Raw genomic sequence first — 13,671 nt, 5'->3', positions numbered from 1 at the left:
GGAGAGGGTCATAGGCGCTAGGTTAAGTGACGTGCGCCGATTCTCCCTCCGCCGCCGACCTTGCTCCGCCGAAGCGAAGCCTCGGCTTCGCGAAGGCGAGAGGCGGGGAGGGTGGCGCGGAACGCGCGACGGGTGGGGTGTCTATGCGAGGAAGATCTATCAAGCAAAATATCTGCGAGTGGTTCAAGCCAGGTGTTGGACACTTGTCGACGGAGAGACCCCACCCGTCCGCCCTACGGGCGGCCACCCTCCCCGCGCTTCGCGCGGCGGAGGGAGATTGTGCGCATGTGGAGCATGATTGCCTCAACCTAGCGCTGATGAGGGGGAGGGGGAACCGGCTTGGAGCTCAGTCCGGAGACCGATTAAGTGCCTAAGGTCGCCGTCGAACTCACCCGGATCACGAAGAGTTTCGGCGCCGTCCGGGCCCTGGGCGGCGTCGATCTCATGCTGGCGGAAGGCGAATGCCTCGGCCTCGTGGGCCATAATGGCGCCGGCAAGTCGACGCTCATGCATGTGCTGGCCGGAACGCTCAGGCCCGACAGCGGAAGCCTGGCCATTGCCGGTGAGGATGTCAGCGCACATTTCAGCGCCGCCACCGCCTCGGCGCATGGCATACGCTGCGTGTTCCAGGAATTGTCGCTCTGCCCCAATCTCACGCTGGTGGAAAATGCGCGCATCACCCATCGCGCGCTGAAAGGATTCGGCTGGAAGGCGCGGGCCCGCAAGCTCATCGCCGCCAAGCTCGATGAGATCTTCCCCAATCATGGCATCGATGTCGATGCGGAAGCGGGCGATCTCAATATCGGCCAGCGGCAGATGGCGGAAATCGCCCGCGCCTTCACGGTCACCGACGAACCCTTGCGCGTCGTCATCCTCGATGAGCCGACCTCCTCGCTCGATGCGGTGACGGCGAAACAGCTCCTCACCTTCATGCGCCGCGAAGTGGCGAAGGGCGTCAGCACCATCCTCATCTCGCATCTGCTCGGCGATGTGCTCGACCATTGCGACCGCATCGCCGTCATGAAGGACGGCAAGGTGGTGGCCGAGCGGGCCGCCCGCGACTTCACCCGCAATTCGCTGGTGGCGGCGATGGGGGCCGCGGCCGAGACCAAGAGTGTCCGCCAGATCAGGAGCCGCGCCGCCAAGATCTCCACCGAGATCGCCGTCGCCGCAACGCCCGAAACCGCGGGCCGGACCGCAAGCCTTACCGTCAACAAGGGCGAGATCGTCGGCCTTGCCGGGCTCGCCGGACATGGCCAGACCCGGATGCTGATCCAGATCTTCGAAGGGGCGCGGAAGCCCGGCGGCGCGACGAAGGTTGCGGGCGAGGCCGCCTTCATCGCCGGCGACCGTCAATCGGACGGCATCTTCAATCTGTGGTCGATCGGCGAAAACACGACGGTGAGCTCGCTCAAGACCCTCAGGCGCGGGCCGCTGATCGCCGCCGACCGCGAGGCCGAGATGGCGCGCGACTGGAAGGAGCGCATCGGGATCCGCACGCCCGACATGAACGACAATATCCTCACCCTCTCCGGCGGCAACCAGCAGAAGGCGCTGTTCGCCAGGGCACTCGGCTCGAAGGCCGACATCGTGCTGATGGACGATCCGATGCGCGGTGTCGATGTCTCAACCAAGCTCGAAGTCTATGACATGATCCGCAAGGAAGCCGAGGCCGGGCGCAGCTTCGTCTGGTACACGACCGAGATCGACGAGCTCAGCCATTGCGATCGCGCCTATATCTTCCGCAATGGCGCCATCGTCGCCGAGCTCGGTCCCGATGAGCTCACCGAGGACAAGGTACTGCACGCGTCCTTCGCGGAGAGTGCGTGATGAGGGCGCACTCCCCCCACATCCGTCATCCCGGCGAAAGCCGGGCCCCCTTGAACAGGCGCAAGCGGGCGGTGCTGATCGCGTGGAGAGAATTTAGGGGGTCCCGGCTTTCGCCGGGATGACGAATTATGGGGAATCGCGCAACCATCCCTTCCTTTCTTATCGCGATTGCGAGAGCCGGATGACCGCGCTCGCTTTGAACCGCAAGACGCTGCGGGCACTTCTTCCCTTGCTGTCGCTCGTCATCGTGCTCGTCGCGACTTTCTATGCGCAGCCGCGCACCATGAGCTATTTCGGCCTCAACCTGATGCTGCAATATGCGGTGCCGATCGCGCTGGCGACCATCGCCCAGATGTTCATCATCACCGTCAATGACCTCGATCTGTCGATCGGCCCGTTTGTCGGCCTGGTCGGCTGCATCGGCGCCACCTATCTCAATGACACGCCGCTGCTCGGCATCGTGGCGCTCGCTCTATGTATTGCCGCCTATGCGGCGATGGCGGCCCTCATTCATCTGCGCAACCTGCCCTCGATCGTGGTGACGCTCGGCGCTTCCTTCGTCTGGCTCGGCATCGCCGTCCTGATCCTGCCCTCGCCCGGCGGCAAGGCGCCCGACTGGCTGAAGGCCATCATGTCGTTGCAGGTCCCGGTCGTGCCCTTTCCGATCGTCGCGGCACTCGCCATCGCGGCCCTCGTCCATGTCGGGCTCATGACCTCTTCCTATGGCGTCATCATGCGCGGCACCGGCGGCAATCCGCGCGCCATGGCGCGCGCCGGCTGGTCGGAGCTTCGGACCAAAATGGCGATGTATGCGCTGGCCGGTCTGTTCGGCGTCCTTTCGGGCCTCTCCCTCATCGGCCTCACCACCTCGGCCGACGCCCATATCGCCGACCGCTACACGCTCTATGCCATTGCCGGCGTGATACTGGGCGGCGGTGAATTCGTCGGCGGACGCGTCTCGCCCTTCGGCGCGGTGATCGGCGCCCTCACTCTGGCGCTCGCCGGCTCCTTCCTCATCTTCATGCGCATCTCGCCTGACTGGCAGATCGGCGCGCAGGGCGCCATCCTGATCATCGTCCTTGCGCTGCGCGCGCTCATCAATACGGGCGAGGCGCGGCGATGACGGGAATGTGGTCGAAGCTCAGGCAGCAGCCCTGGATCTGGTCCTTCATCGCCATGATCGCGGTGTGGCTCGCCACCATCATCTTCACCCGCGGCCAGGGAGCGGGCGACATTCTCACCGCCGCCCTGTCCTTCGCCACCTTCACCATCGTGATCGGCCTCGGCCAGATGATGGTGATCACCACCGGACCCGGCAATGTCGATCTGTCGATCCCGGCGACCATCACGCTCTCGGGCGTCGTCGCGATGAAGATCATGGACACCGACAATGCGCGCCTGCTGATCGGCATCGCGGCGGCATTGGGGGTGAGCTTCCTCGTCGGCCTGTTCAATTACGGGCTGATCCGGCTGTTGCGCATCCCGCCCATCATCGCGACGCTGTCCTCGAGCTTCCTCATCCTGTCGACGGCGATCTCCTATGGCCGCGGCATCCGCATCAAGCCGCCACCGATGCTCGATGATTTCGCCACTGCCAAGGTGCTGGGCGTGCCGGTCGCCGCGATCTTCGTGGCCCTGCTGTCACTCGCCATCGCCATCGTGCTCAAGCGCACCCGCTATGGCCGCACCGTGCTCGCCATCGGGCAGAATCCGCGCGCCGCACGGCTCGCCGGGCTCAATGTCGATCTGACGCGCTTCGCCACCTATGTGCTGAGCGCGCTGCTCGCCGGTGTGTGCGGCATCGTGCTGTCGGGCTTCTCGGGGGGAGCGGCCCTCAATATGGGCGAAGGATTCCTCCTGGCCTCGATCGCCGTCGTCGTCATCGGCGGCACATCGGTGGCGGGCGGGCGCGCCAATGTGCCGGGGGTCTGGGGTGCCGCCCTCTTCATCTACCTGCTCGACACCATGCTCAATGTCTTCGGCGCCTCGGCCGGCATCCGCCTCATCATGACGGGCGTCATCATCATAGCTGTCATCACCATTGCCGGTGGCGACCGCGCGCAACGCTCGTGATAACATGGATTTTTCCCCTACCGCAGTAACAGAGGAGTAGACGACCATGGCAATGAAGAAGGTCGGATTGATCGGCGCGGGCCTCATGGGCCATGGCATCGGCAAGAATATCGTCACCAAGGGCTATGAGCTCACCGTGCTCGGCCACCGCAACCGGGCGCCGATCGATGACCTGATCGCCAAAGGTGCCAAGGAAGGCAAGACGCCGCGCGCCGTCGCGGAAGCGAGCGATGTGGTGTTTCTGTGCGTCACCGGCTCGCCCCAGGTCGAGGACCTCATCTACCGCAAGGACGGCCTCCTTGACGGGATGAAGCCCGGTCTCATCATCGCCGACTGCTCGACGGCGGAGCCTACCTCGACGAAGAAGGTGGCCGAAGCCGTCCATGCCAAAGGCGGCCGTTTCGTCGATGTGCCCATGGTGCGCACCCCCAAGGAAGCGGAGGAAGGCAAGCTCGGGCTGATGACGGGGGGCGACGAGAAAACCCTGAAGGAGATCCGCCCCATCCTCGACTGCTTCGCCGACACGATCATCCATGCGGGACCGGTGGGCGCCGGCCACACGCTCAAGCTCATCAACAATTTCATCGCCATCGGCACGGCGGCAGTGGTCGCCGAAGGCATCGCGGCAGGCCTCAAGGCGGGCGTCGACATGAAGGCGCTGAACGATATCGTGATGGCGGGCGGCGCCAGGTCGGTGATGTTCGAGCGCATCATCAAGGTGCCGCTCGCCGATGACGACTCGGCCGCCAAATTCGCCATCGACAATGCGCGCAAGGATGTGCGCTATTACACCAACATGACCGAGACGATGCCGCTCGCCTCGCCGGTGGCGGAAGCGGTGCACCAGACTCTGGTGCTGGGCGCGGCCCAGGGCTACGGCCAGAGATATGTGCCGCGCCTGGTCAATCTCGCCTGCTCGCTCAATGGGATCAAATTGTAGTTCAACGCAGGCGCTACGACGCCCATAGTCGGATGGGTGTCGTGTTATCCCCTTGCGATCTGCTCGGCTTTCTTGACCAGCACTTCGGCCTGGCGGATCGAGGCATAGTCGATGAGGCGGCCGTCGAGCGAAACGGCGCCCTTGCCGGCTTTGGCTGCTTCCTCCATGGCGACCAGAATGCGCTTGGCGCGCTCGACGTCCTTCGCACTCGGGCCCATCGCCTCATTGGCGAGCCCCACTTGCGAGGGATGGATGGCCCATTTGCCCTCGCAGCCCAGCACCGCGGCGCGCCCCGCTGCCGCCTTGTAGCCATCGGCATCGGAAAAATCACCGAACGGCCCGTCGACCGGGCGCAGGCCATTGGCGCGCGCCGCCACCACCATGCGGGCGAGCGCATAGTGCCACATATCGCCCCAATGGGTGGCGCGCGAGCCGTCCTCGAGCTTGTCGGTCAGGACCGAATAGTCCGGATTGGCGCCGCCGATATTGGTGGTGCGGGCGCGGGTCGAGGCGGCATAGTCGGCGACGCCGAAATGCAATGATTCATTGCGCCGGCTGGCGCCCGCGATCGCCTCGACATTCTGCATGCCGAGCGCCGTCTCGATGATGAGCTCGAAGCCGATCCTCTTCCTGCGCTTCTTCGCCGTCTCGATCTGGGTCACCATCATGTCGATGGCATAGACATCGGCGGCAGTGCCGACCTTGGGGATCATGATGAGGTCGAGCCGGTCGCCCGCCTGCTCCAGCACGTCGACGACATCGCGATACATATAGTGAGTGTCGAGGCCGTTGATGCGCACCGACAGAGATTTGGCGCCCCAGTCGACATCGTTGATCGCCTTTATGATATTCCTGCGCGCCTGCTCCTTGTCGTCAGGCGCGACCGCATCCTCGAGATCGAGGAAGATCACGTCGGCGGCCGATTTCGCCGCTTTTTCAAAGAGCTGCGGCTGGCTGCCGGGCACGGCGAGCTCGCTGCGGTTGAGCCTTGCGGGCGCCTGTTCGACGGTGTGGAAGCTCATGGGGGATTCCTCATCTGACGTGACGGCCCGCGAGACAACAGGAGAATGAGGCCATGCGTCAAGCGGCAATTCGGTCGCAGGAGGTGAAACATCCGTAGACGGATGACTTTTACCCTCGCCCCTCGAAGAGGGGAGAGGGAGGGACCCGTTGCGAAAGCAACGGGAGGGTGAGGGGCCTCTTCGAGACTGGTCTCGATGTGAGCCAAGGCGAACTGATCGGGAGAAGATAGTCCTGCTGGAAGGCCCCTCACCCTTCCCGCCGCTACGCGGCGGGCCCCTACCCTCTCCCCGCTAAAGCGGGGCGAGGGTGTTCAACGATTGCCCTCCTCCCTATGCGCGCCGGAGGAATAGTAGAAGGCGATGGCCTGGGCGCGGCTTGCGAGATTGAGCTTGTCATAGAGATTGCGCAGATGGAATTTCACCGTGTTGACCGAGATGTCGAGCTCGCGCGCCAGCGACTTGTTGTCGAGACCGCGGGCGAGTGCTGCGAGCAAGGTGCGCTCGCGCAGGGTGAGAGCGGCTGCCGGGTCGCGGCCGAGCTCGCGCACATCGACGAAGGGAAACATCATCTGGCCTCCCGCCACCGCGCGCGCCATCACCAGAAGCTGCTCAGGCGCCTGATGGCGGGGCGAGAAGCCGGCCGCGCCCGCCGCCATGGCACGCCTCAGGATCTCGGGCTCCTCGGGCGCGCCATAGACGATCATGCGCGGCGGTGCGGGCCTCAGCCGCAGCGTGTCGAGCAAGCGCTCACCACCCATCACCGGCAGGTTCCAGTCGATGAGGCCGACCGCCACCGGCACACGGGTCACGGCGGCAAGGAAGCCTTCGGCGCTTGCCGCCGTCGCCACCAGACTGAATCCCTTGTCACGGTCGATGAAATCGGACAGGGCCGCCAGCATCAGCGGGTTGCCGTCGCCCAGAGCGATATCGACAGGTTGATCGGTCATGTCCGGCAAATCCCATGCTGATGGATAGGCGTTGTCGAGGTATTATGCCTCTTCGCCACTCTAAAGGATAGTAAATTTCCTACCCCTCTGGACACTCGAAGGCAGGTGATAGGGACGTTGCGCGCCGTACCCTACCCGGAGAGATAATGGGCATAAGCAAATAACTGCCAGGGAGGATCTCATGCCAGGTGTCCGCGGCCTATTCATTCCGGGGCCCACCAATGTGCCGGACGCCGTGCGCCGGGCCCTCGATGTCCCGATGGAGGACCAGCGGGCGCCCGACCTTCCCGACTTCACCTTGCCCTTGCTCGAGGATGTGAAGAAGGTCTTCAAGTCGAAGACCGGCCAGACCTTCCTCTTCCCCTCTTCCGGCACCGGCGGCTGGGAGGCGGCGCTCACCAACACGCTGTCGCCCGGCGACAAGATCCTGGCCTCCCGCTTCGGCCAGTTCTCGCATCTGTGGATCGACATGTGCATCCGCCTCGGCTTCGAGGTCGAAGTGGTCGACGTGCCCTGGGGCGAAGGCGTGCCCGTCGATGTCTTTGCCGCGCAGCTCAGGGCCGACCGCCACCACAAGATCAAGGCGGTGCTCGTCACCCACAATGAGACGGCGACCGGCGTCACCAGCGATGTGGCGGGCGTGCGCAAGGCGCTCGATGAGGCCGATCATCCGGCGCTCCTCTTCGCCGATGGCGTCAGCTCGATCGCCAGCATCGATTTCCGCATGGAGGACTGGCGTATCGATGTCGCGGTGTCGGGCTCGCAGAAGGGCTTCATGCTGCCGGCGGGCCTCGCCATTCTGTGCGTCAGCCAGAAGGCGCTCGAAGCGGCGCAGACCGCCACATCCCGGCGCTGCTATTTCGATTTCGCCGACATGGCGCGCGCCAACAAGGACGGCTATTTCCCCTATACGCCGCCGACCCATATGTTCCGGGCCTTGCGCGCCTCGCTCGACCTCCTCTTCGCGGAAGGTCTCGACAACGTGTTCGCCCGCCATCATCGCCTCGCCGAGGGCGTGCGCAAGGCGGTCCAAGCCTGGGGCCTCAAGCTTTGCGCGACAGAGAAGCACTGGCAGTCCGATACGGTGAGCGCGATCTATCTGCCCGAGGGCTTCGATTCCAACGCCTTTGTGCGGCATGCCTACAAGACCTATGGGCTCTCGCTCGGCGTCGGGCTTGCGAAAGTGGCGGGCCGCGTCTTCCGCATCGGCCATCTGGGCGATCTGAATGAGCTCATGGTGCTGACCGCCCTCTCGGGCGTCGAGCTCACTTTGCGCGACCAGGGCGTGCCCTTCACCGCCGGCAGCGGCGTCGCCGCCGCGATCGAGTATTTCCACCGCACCCAACCCGCTCAATTGGCGAAGGCAGCTTGATCATGGACATCCACGAATATCAGGCGAAGGAAATCCTGGCACGTTTCGGCGTCGCGGTGCCGCCGGGCGGACTTGCTTACAGCCCCGAACAGGCGGCCTATCGCGCCCGCGATATCGGCGGAGCCAAATGGATCGTCAAGGCGCAGATCCATTCGGGTGGGCGCGGCAAGGCAGGCGGCGTCAAGCTCTGCTCGTCCGAGCATCAGGTCGAGGAAGCGGCCGATGCCTTGTTCGGCAAGCGGCTCGTCACCCATCAGACCGGCCCTTCAGGCAAGACCGTCTATCGCGTCTATGTCGAGGGCGCCGTCGCCATCAAGCGCGAGATCTATCTGGGCCTGGTGCTCGACCGCAAGTCGGAGCGCGTGATGGTGGTGGCGTCGAGCGCCGGCGGCATGGAGATCGAGGAGATCGCCGAGCGCCAGCCTTCGTCCATCATCCGCAGCGTGGTCGAGCCCGCGGTCGGCATGCCGGCCTTCCAGGCGCGCGAGATCGCCTTCGGCCTCGGTCTCGAGCCGGCGCTGACGCAGCAGGCGGTCACCACCATCCTCGGCTGCTACAAGGCCTTCGAGGAGCTCGACGCGACGATGGTCGAGATCAATCCGCTCGTCGTCACCGAGGACAACCGGCTGATCGCCCTCGATGCCAAGATGACCTTCGACGACAATGCGCTGTTTCGCCTGCCGCATATCGCGGAGCTTCGCGACAAGTCGCAGGAGGATGCGCGCGAAACGCGCGCCAATGATCGCGGCCTTTCCTATGTCGGGCTCGACGGCCAGATCGGCTGCATCGTCAATGGCGCAGGCCTTGCGATGGCGACCATGGACATGATCAAGGCGGCGGGCGGAGAGCCTGCGAATTTCCTCGATATCGGCGGCGGCGCCACGCCCGAGCGTGTCGCCAAGGCATTCCGGCTCGTCACCTCGGATGAGAATGTGCGCGCCATCCTGGTCAATATCTTCGCCGGCATCAATCGCTGCGACTGGGTGGCGGAAGGCATCGTGATGGCGCTGCAGAAGTCGCCGGTCAACATGCCGGTGGTGGTCAGGCTTGCCGGCACGCATGTGGAAGAGGGCCGCAAGATCCTGGCGCGCTCCGGCCTTCCCATCATCCGCGCCGCGACGCTGGCCGAAGCGGCCAGCCGGGCGGTTGCCGCCTGGCGCAACGACTCACTCACACAGGTGGCCTCATGACAATCCTTCTCGACCGCGCGACACCGGTTCTCGTCCTCGGCATCACCGGCAAGATCGGCAGCTTCCATACGCAGGAGATGATCGCCTATGGCACCCATGTCGTGGGCGGTGTCACGCCCGGCAAAGGCGGCAGCAGCGTCCATAATGTGCCGGTCTTCGACACGATCAAGGAAGCCGTCGACCGGACCCAAGCCACGGCGGCCATCGTCTTCGTGCCGCCGCCCTTCGCCGCCGATTCGATCATGGAAGCCGCCGATGCGGGCCTCAAGCTCTGCGTCGCCATCACCGACGGCATCCCGGCCAAGGACATGATCCGGGTGAAGCGTTATATGCGTCGCTATGCCCGTGAGAACCGCATGCAGCTCATCGGGCCCAATTGCGCCGGCATCATCTCGCCCGGCAAGTCGCTGCTCGGCATCATGCCGGGCCATATTTATCTCCCCGGCCATATCGGCGTCGTCGGACGCTCCGGCACGCTCGGCTATGAGGCGGCGGCGCAGATGAAGGAGTTCGGCATCGGCATCTCGACCAGCGTCGGCATCGGCGGCGATCCGATCAACGGCTCGTCCTTCCGCGACATGCTCGAGCTGTTCGAGAAGGATCCCGACACCCATGCGGTGATGATGATCGGCGAGATCGGCGGGCCGCAGGAGGCGGAAGCCGCCAATTACATCAGGGACCATATGACGAAGCCGGTCGCCGCCTATGTGGCGGGGCTCTCGGCGCCCAAGGGAAGGCGCATGGGCCATGCCGGCGCCATCATCCAGGCCTTCGGCGAAAGTGCCAGCGAAAAGGTCGAGCTGCTGCGCGATGCGGGTGTGGCGATCTCGCCGTCACCGTCGGAGATCGGCCGCACCATGGAGAGCCTCCTCAAGAAGGCGGCATGATTATTCGCGCGTGCTGGCCACCGCGCCGGCGCCGGCGAAGATGACGAAAACAATGCCGCCCATCTGCTGCAGGCTGAGCTGTTCGTTGAGCACCAGATATCCGGCCAACGCACCCATGCCGGGCTCGAGGCTCATCAATATGCCGAAGGTCGCCGAAAGCAGGCGGCGCAGGGCCATCATCTCGAGCGCATAGGGGAGCAGCGGTGTGAGGATGGCGAGGCCCATCGTCTGCGCGACAAGGCCTGTCGGCAAGGTGAAGCCGGTCTCGTAGAGGCCGAAAGGCATCGAGATCACCGCGGCGGCGACCAAGGATATTGCCAGGCCATCGAGGCCGTGGAAGGATTTTCCGATCCGCTTGCTGAGGATGATATAGGCCCCCCAGCCTATGCCAGCCAGGATCGCGAAGCCGAAACCGGCGATATCGACGACCCAGCCCTCCCTGGTCAGCGACAGCAGGAGCACGCCGAAGACAGCCAAAGCCGGCCAGGCGAGGCGCCAGCTCCGGGCAAAACCCCAGGCCGCCACGCCGAGCGGACCCAGGAATTCGATGGCGACGACGAGCCCCAGCGGCACACGCGTAATCGCCACATAGAAGAAGAGCGTCATCATGGCGATCGTCACGCCGAGCGCCAGAGCCGGAAGAAGTTCGCTCCTGCCATAGCGGCGAATGTCGGGACGCACGACCAGAACGAGGATGATCGCCGCCCAGGTGAGCCGCCCCCAGGTGGTGGCGACAGGCCCATAGGCCGCCATGGTCGGATGCGCAAAGGCCGCACCCAGTTGCACCACGATCATCGAGGTGACGGCCATGAGTACAGCCAGGCTGGTCTGCGACGTCATTGTCCCGGCACCGGAAACCGCACTGTTGCAATCGCTCTGCAAGACCCGCCTCCTTTATTCAAGGGGCCGTGAGACTATTCGGCCGTGAGCTCTTATTATATGGAATTGATTAGGCCAGACGTGTCAGTATCCTAATTTGCACAGGCAAAACGGAATATCTGCGTTATGCTGGATGATATGGACCGGCGCATTGTCGATCTGTTGGCCGCGAATGCCCGCATCTCGCTCAAGGAGCTGGCCGCAAGGGTGAATCTGTCCTCGCCCAGCGCTTCCGAAAGGCTCAGGCGGCTGGAGGACCGCGGCGTGATCCGGGCCTTCACTGTCGAGGTGGAGCCGCAGACTCTCGGTTATACGCTGCAGGCGATCGTGCGCATCCGCCCGCTGCCCGGGCAATTGTCGCGGGTACAGAAGCTGATCGAGGAGATCCCGCAATTCACCGAATGCGACAAGGTCACCGGCGATGATTGTTTCATCGCCCGGCTGTTCGTGCGTTCGATCACGGAAATGGACGAGATCATCGACCGCATCGGGGACAAGGCCGAGACCAATACCGCGATCGTCAAGGCACAGCTGCTGAAGCGGCGGCTGCCGCCTTTGTAATCCCGCTTTCCCGGATCATGCTCGAGCTTACGCAGCCCGCGATGGCCCCAGCACGCCGCGGCGCACCTGGTCTTCCTCGATGCTCTCGAAGAGGGCGCGGAAATTGCCCTCGCCGAAACCATCATCGCCCTTGCGCTGGATGAATTCGAAGAAGATCGGGCCGATCACGGTCTTCGAGAAAATCTGCAGGAGCACCCTGGTCTCGCCGCCATCGACGACACCTTCACCGTCGATGAGGATGCCATGCTTCCTGAGCTTCTCGACCGGCTCCTGGTGGCCTTTCACACGACCCGAGCATTTCTCGTAATAGGTCGCGGGCGGCGGCGGCATGAATTTCACGCCATTGGCGGCGAGAGAATCGGTCGCGGCATAGATGTCCTCGGTGGCGATGGCGATATGCTGGATGCCCTCGCCCTTGTATTTGCGTAAGTACTCCTCGATCTGGCTCTTGTCGTCGGCGCTCTCATTGATCGGGATGCGGATCTTGCCGCAGGGCGAATTCAACGCACGCGAGAACAGCCCGGTATATTTGCCTTCGATGTCGAAGAAGCGGATCTGGCGGAAGTTGAAGAGCTTGGCATAGAAGCCGAACCACTTGTCCATGTTGCCGCGGAAGACATTATGGGTGAGGTGATCGAGATAATAGAAGCCGATGCCCTTGGGTCTCGGATCGATCTCGCTTAGCCACTCGAACTCATCCGCATAGGGTGAGCCCTTGGCGCCATAGCGATCGACGAAATAGATGAGGCTGCCGCCGATGCCCTTGATGGTGGGCACGTCGAGCGTCTTGTCGGTGCCCTCATAGGGCTCCGCCCCCAGCGACACGGCATGGCGGAAGGCATGACCGGCATCGACGACGCGCCAGGCCATGGCGGGCGCGCAGGGACCATGGCGGGTCACGAAATTCATGCCGAAGGAACCCGGCTCGGCATTGAGGATGTAATTGATGTCGCCCTGGCGCCAGACGGTGATGTCCTTGCTTTTATGGCGGGCGACCGGGGTGAAGCCGAATTTGCGGAAGAGCTCGGCCAGCGTCTCGCGGTCGGGATGGGCGAATTCGACGAATTCGAAGCCGTCGGTGCCGGCCGGATTGTCCTTGCCGATCTCGGGCGGCGGGGCGTCGTGCGGATAGGGTCCCATGGCTGATCCTCCAGCGAAGCGGTTTCGCTTATGATAGGTCGCCAAGCCTGCCGTTTTCGGTCATAATGAGCTTCACCCCACCCAGCTTTGCCTGGAAACGCGCATCCCATGGATGAATTTGACCGGAAGATCCTCAACGCCCTGCAGCGCGACAGTGCCGCGGGCCGCGCCGACCTCGCCCGCCAGGTCGGCCTGTCGGAATCACAGGTCGTGCGCCGGCGCCAGGCCCTGGAGCAGTCGGGCGCCATCCGGCGCTATCGCGCCGATCTCGATGCCAGGGCGCTCGGCCTGGCCGTCACCGCTTTCGTGCATGTGAAGCTGAAAGGCCACTCCGACGGCAATGCGCGGCGCTTCCGCGACCTGGTGCGCCTCACCCCCGGCATTCTCGAGGCCCATGCGGTGACCGGCGATTTCGATTACCTGCTCAAGATCTGCGTCGCCGATCTCGATGCCTTGCGCGATCTCGTCAATGGCGTGCTGCTGATGCATGCGACGGTCGACCGGGTGCGCTCGGAGATCGTGCTCGAGATCCTGCGCGACGATCAGCTGCTGGTGCTGTGAAGGATTCCCCTCCCCACAAGGGCTTTCATCCTTCCCCCTTGCGGGGAAGGTGTCTACCCGGCCCTGGCCGGGTAGACGGATGGGGGTAGTGCCGCGAGAACGGTATTGATGAGTTAAGCGATCTGATGCTCTCAGCGCTGAGATATCAGCTCCCACTTTCGCCGAGTTTCGCTCGTTGCCCGACCCCCATCCGGCGCTGCGCGCCACCTTCCCCGCAAGGGGGAAGGATGAATCGTGTGCATATGATAGCCCCAGGGGGGGTAGACGGA

At 64.1% G+C, this 13,671-nt stretch carries 13 protein-coding genes; 9 read left to right on the top strand and 4 right to left on the bottom strand.

Translation table 11 applies throughout. From position 1 onward, the window contains the following. Positions 1–366 precede the first annotated feature (366 nt). The 4 genes from DT068_RS04430 to DT068_RS04415 all read left to right on the top strand — a co-directional run bounded on the left by DT068_RS04430 (position 367) and on the right by DT068_RS04415 (position 4,843). Positions 367–1,830 (top strand): sugar ABC transporter ATP-binding protein, encoded by a 1,464-nt coding sequence (locus DT068_RS04430; RefSeq protein ID WP_368904428.1) that lies wholly within the window; start codon positions 367–369, stop codon positions 1,828–1,830. 181 nt (positions 1,831–2,011) lie between these two features. Further along, positions 2,012–2,953 (top strand): ABC transporter permease, encoded by a 942-nt coding sequence (locus DT068_RS04425; protein ID WP_368904427.1) that lies wholly within the window; start codon positions 2,012–2,014, stop codon positions 2,951–2,953. After that, positions 2,950–3,903, top strand: a complete 954-nt coding sequence (locus DT068_RS04420; protein ID WP_119388569.1) for an ABC transporter permease — start codon at positions 2,950–2,952, stop codon at positions 3,901–3,903. Before DT068_RS04425 ends, DT068_RS04420 begins: the two co-directional genes overlap by 4 nt. A 46-nt stretch (positions 3,904–3,949) precedes the next feature. Then, positions 3,950–4,843: an NAD(P)-dependent oxidoreductase gene (locus tag DT068_RS04415; RefSeq protein WP_119388568.1), complete on the top strand. Its 894-nt coding sequence runs from the start codon at positions 3,950–3,952 to the stop codon at positions 4,841–4,843. Between the two features lie 44 nt (positions 4,844–4,887). On the opposite strand, the gene DT068_RS04410 is transcribed toward DT068_RS04415, so the two are convergent. Together DT068_RS04410 and DT068_RS04405 are read right to left on the bottom strand one after the other, a co-directional pair. Further along, positions 4,888–5,865, bottom strand: a complete 978-nt coding sequence (locus DT068_RS04410; protein WP_119388567.1) for an HpcH/HpaI aldolase/citrate lyase family protein — start codon at positions 5,863–5,865, stop codon at positions 4,888–4,890. A gap of 311 nt (positions 5,866–6,176) precedes the next feature. Next, positions 6,177–6,812 carry a LuxR C-terminal-related transcriptional regulator gene (locus DT068_RS04405; RefSeq protein WP_368904426.1) on the bottom strand — a complete coding sequence of 212 codons (636 nt, stop codon included), beginning with the start codon at positions 6,810–6,812 and terminating at the stop codon, positions 6,177–6,179. Positions 6,813–6,993: 181 nt separating this feature from the next. On the opposite strand from DT068_RS04405, the gene DT068_RS04400 reads away from it, so the two are divergent. From DT068_RS04400 to sucD, 3 genes are read left to right on the top strand one after another with little or no spacing between them, the layout of a single operon-like run. Next, positions 6,994–8,184, top strand: coding sequence for an aminotransferase class V-fold PLP-dependent enzyme (locus tag DT068_RS04400; protein ID WP_119388565.1), 1,191 nt, complete (start codon positions 6,994–6,996; stop codon positions 8,182–8,184). Positions 8,185–8,186: 2 nt separating this feature from the next. Further along, positions 8,187–9,374 (top strand): malate--CoA ligase subunit beta, encoded by a 1,188-nt coding sequence (locus DT068_RS04395; protein ID WP_119388564.1) that lies wholly within the window; start codon positions 8,187–8,189, stop codon positions 9,372–9,374. Further along, positions 9,371–10,261, top strand: a complete 891-nt coding sequence (gene sucD / locus DT068_RS04390; RefSeq protein ID WP_119388563.1) for a succinate--CoA ligase subunit alpha — start codon at positions 9,371–9,373, stop codon at positions 10,259–10,261. Before DT068_RS04395 ends, sucD begins: the two co-directional genes overlap by 4 nt. Here sucD and DT068_RS04385 read toward each other — a convergent pair whose 3' ends face one another. Then, positions 10,262–11,101: an EamA family transporter gene (locus DT068_RS04385; protein ID WP_119388562.1), complete on the bottom strand. Its 840-nt coding sequence runs from the start codon at positions 11,099–11,101 to the stop codon at positions 10,262–10,264. Positions 11,102–11,266: 165 nt separating this feature from the next. Between DT068_RS04385 and DT068_RS04380 the strand changes: the two genes are divergently transcribed. Further along, the gene (locus DT068_RS04380) at positions 11,267–11,701 is read left to right on the top strand and encodes an Lrp/AsnC family transcriptional regulator (protein ID WP_119388561.1); all 435 of its coding nucleotides are present in this window, start codon (positions 11,267–11,269) and stop codon (positions 11,699–11,701) included. A 27-nt stretch (positions 11,702–11,728) separates the two neighbouring features. Here DT068_RS04380 and hppD read toward each other — a convergent pair whose 3' ends face one another. After that, on the bottom strand, positions 11,729–12,841 hold the full coding sequence (gene hppD, locus DT068_RS04375) for a 4-hydroxyphenylpyruvate dioxygenase (protein ID WP_119388560.1): 1,113 nt from the start codon (positions 12,839–12,841) through the stop codon (positions 11,729–11,731). 108 nt (positions 12,842–12,949) lie between these two features. Between hppD and DT068_RS04370 the strand changes: the two genes are divergently transcribed. Further along, positions 12,950–13,402, top strand: a complete 453-nt coding sequence (locus DT068_RS04370) for an Lrp/AsnC family transcriptional regulator (RefSeq protein ID WP_119388559.1) — start codon at positions 12,950–12,952, stop codon at positions 13,400–13,402. The last annotated feature ends 269 nt before the right edge of the window (positions 13,403–13,671 follow it).

The sequence above is a fragment of the Taklimakanibacter lacteus genome (genome assembly GCA_003576695.1).
GTDB lineage: Bacteria > Pseudomonadota > Alphaproteobacteria > Rhizobiales > Aestuariivirgaceae > Taklimakanibacter > Taklimakanibacter lacteus.
This window is presented reverse-complemented; position numbering and strand designations above follow the sequence as displayed.

What these genes read in the sequence shown, in the direction of transcription:
- DT068_RS04425 (WP_368904427.1), top strand. Translation starts at nt 2,012, where the DNA reads ATGACCGCGCTCGCTTTGAACCGCAAGACGCTGCGGGCACTTCTTCCC.
- DT068_RS04420 (WP_119388569.1), top strand. Translation starts at nt 2,950, where the DNA reads ATGACGGGAATGTGGTCGAAGCTCAGGCAGCAGCCCTGGATCTGGTCC.
- DT068_RS04415 (WP_119388568.1), top strand. Translation starts at nt 3,950, where the DNA reads ATGGCAATGAAGAAGGTCGGATTGATCGGCGCGGGCCTCATGGGCCAT.
- DT068_RS04410 (WP_119388567.1), bottom strand. Translation starts at nt 5,865, where the DNA reads ATGAGCTTCCACACCGTCGAACAGGCGCCCGCAAGGCTCAACCGCAGC.
- DT068_RS04405 (WP_368904426.1), bottom strand. Translation starts at nt 6,812, where the DNA reads ATGACCGATCAACCTGTCGATATCGCTCTGGGCGACGGCAACCCGCTG.
- DT068_RS04400 (WP_119388565.1), top strand. Translation starts at nt 6,994, where the DNA reads ATGCCAGGTGTCCGCGGCCTATTCATTCCGGGGCCCACCAATGTGCCG.
- DT068_RS04395 (WP_119388564.1), top strand. Translation starts at nt 8,187, where the DNA reads ATGGACATCCACGAATATCAGGCGAAGGAAATCCTGGCACGTTTCGGC.
- sucD (WP_119388563.1), top strand. Translation starts at nt 9,371, where the DNA reads ATGACAATCCTTCTCGACCGCGCGACACCGGTTCTCGTCCTCGGCATC.
- DT068_RS04385 (WP_119388562.1), bottom strand. Translation starts at nt 11,101, where the DNA reads ATGACGTCGCAGACCAGCCTGGCTGTACTCATGGCCGTCACCTCGATG.
- DT068_RS04380 (WP_119388561.1), top strand. Translation starts at nt 11,267, where the DNA reads ATGCTGGATGATATGGACCGGCGCATTGTCGATCTGTTGGCCGCGAAT.
- hppD (WP_119388560.1), bottom strand. Translation starts at nt 12,841, where the DNA reads ATGGGACCCTATCCGCACGACGCCCCGCCGCCCGAGATCGGCAAGGAC.
- DT068_RS04370 (WP_119388559.1), top strand. Translation starts at nt 12,950, where the DNA reads ATGGATGAATTTGACCGGAAGATCCTCAACGCCCTGCAGCGCGACAGT.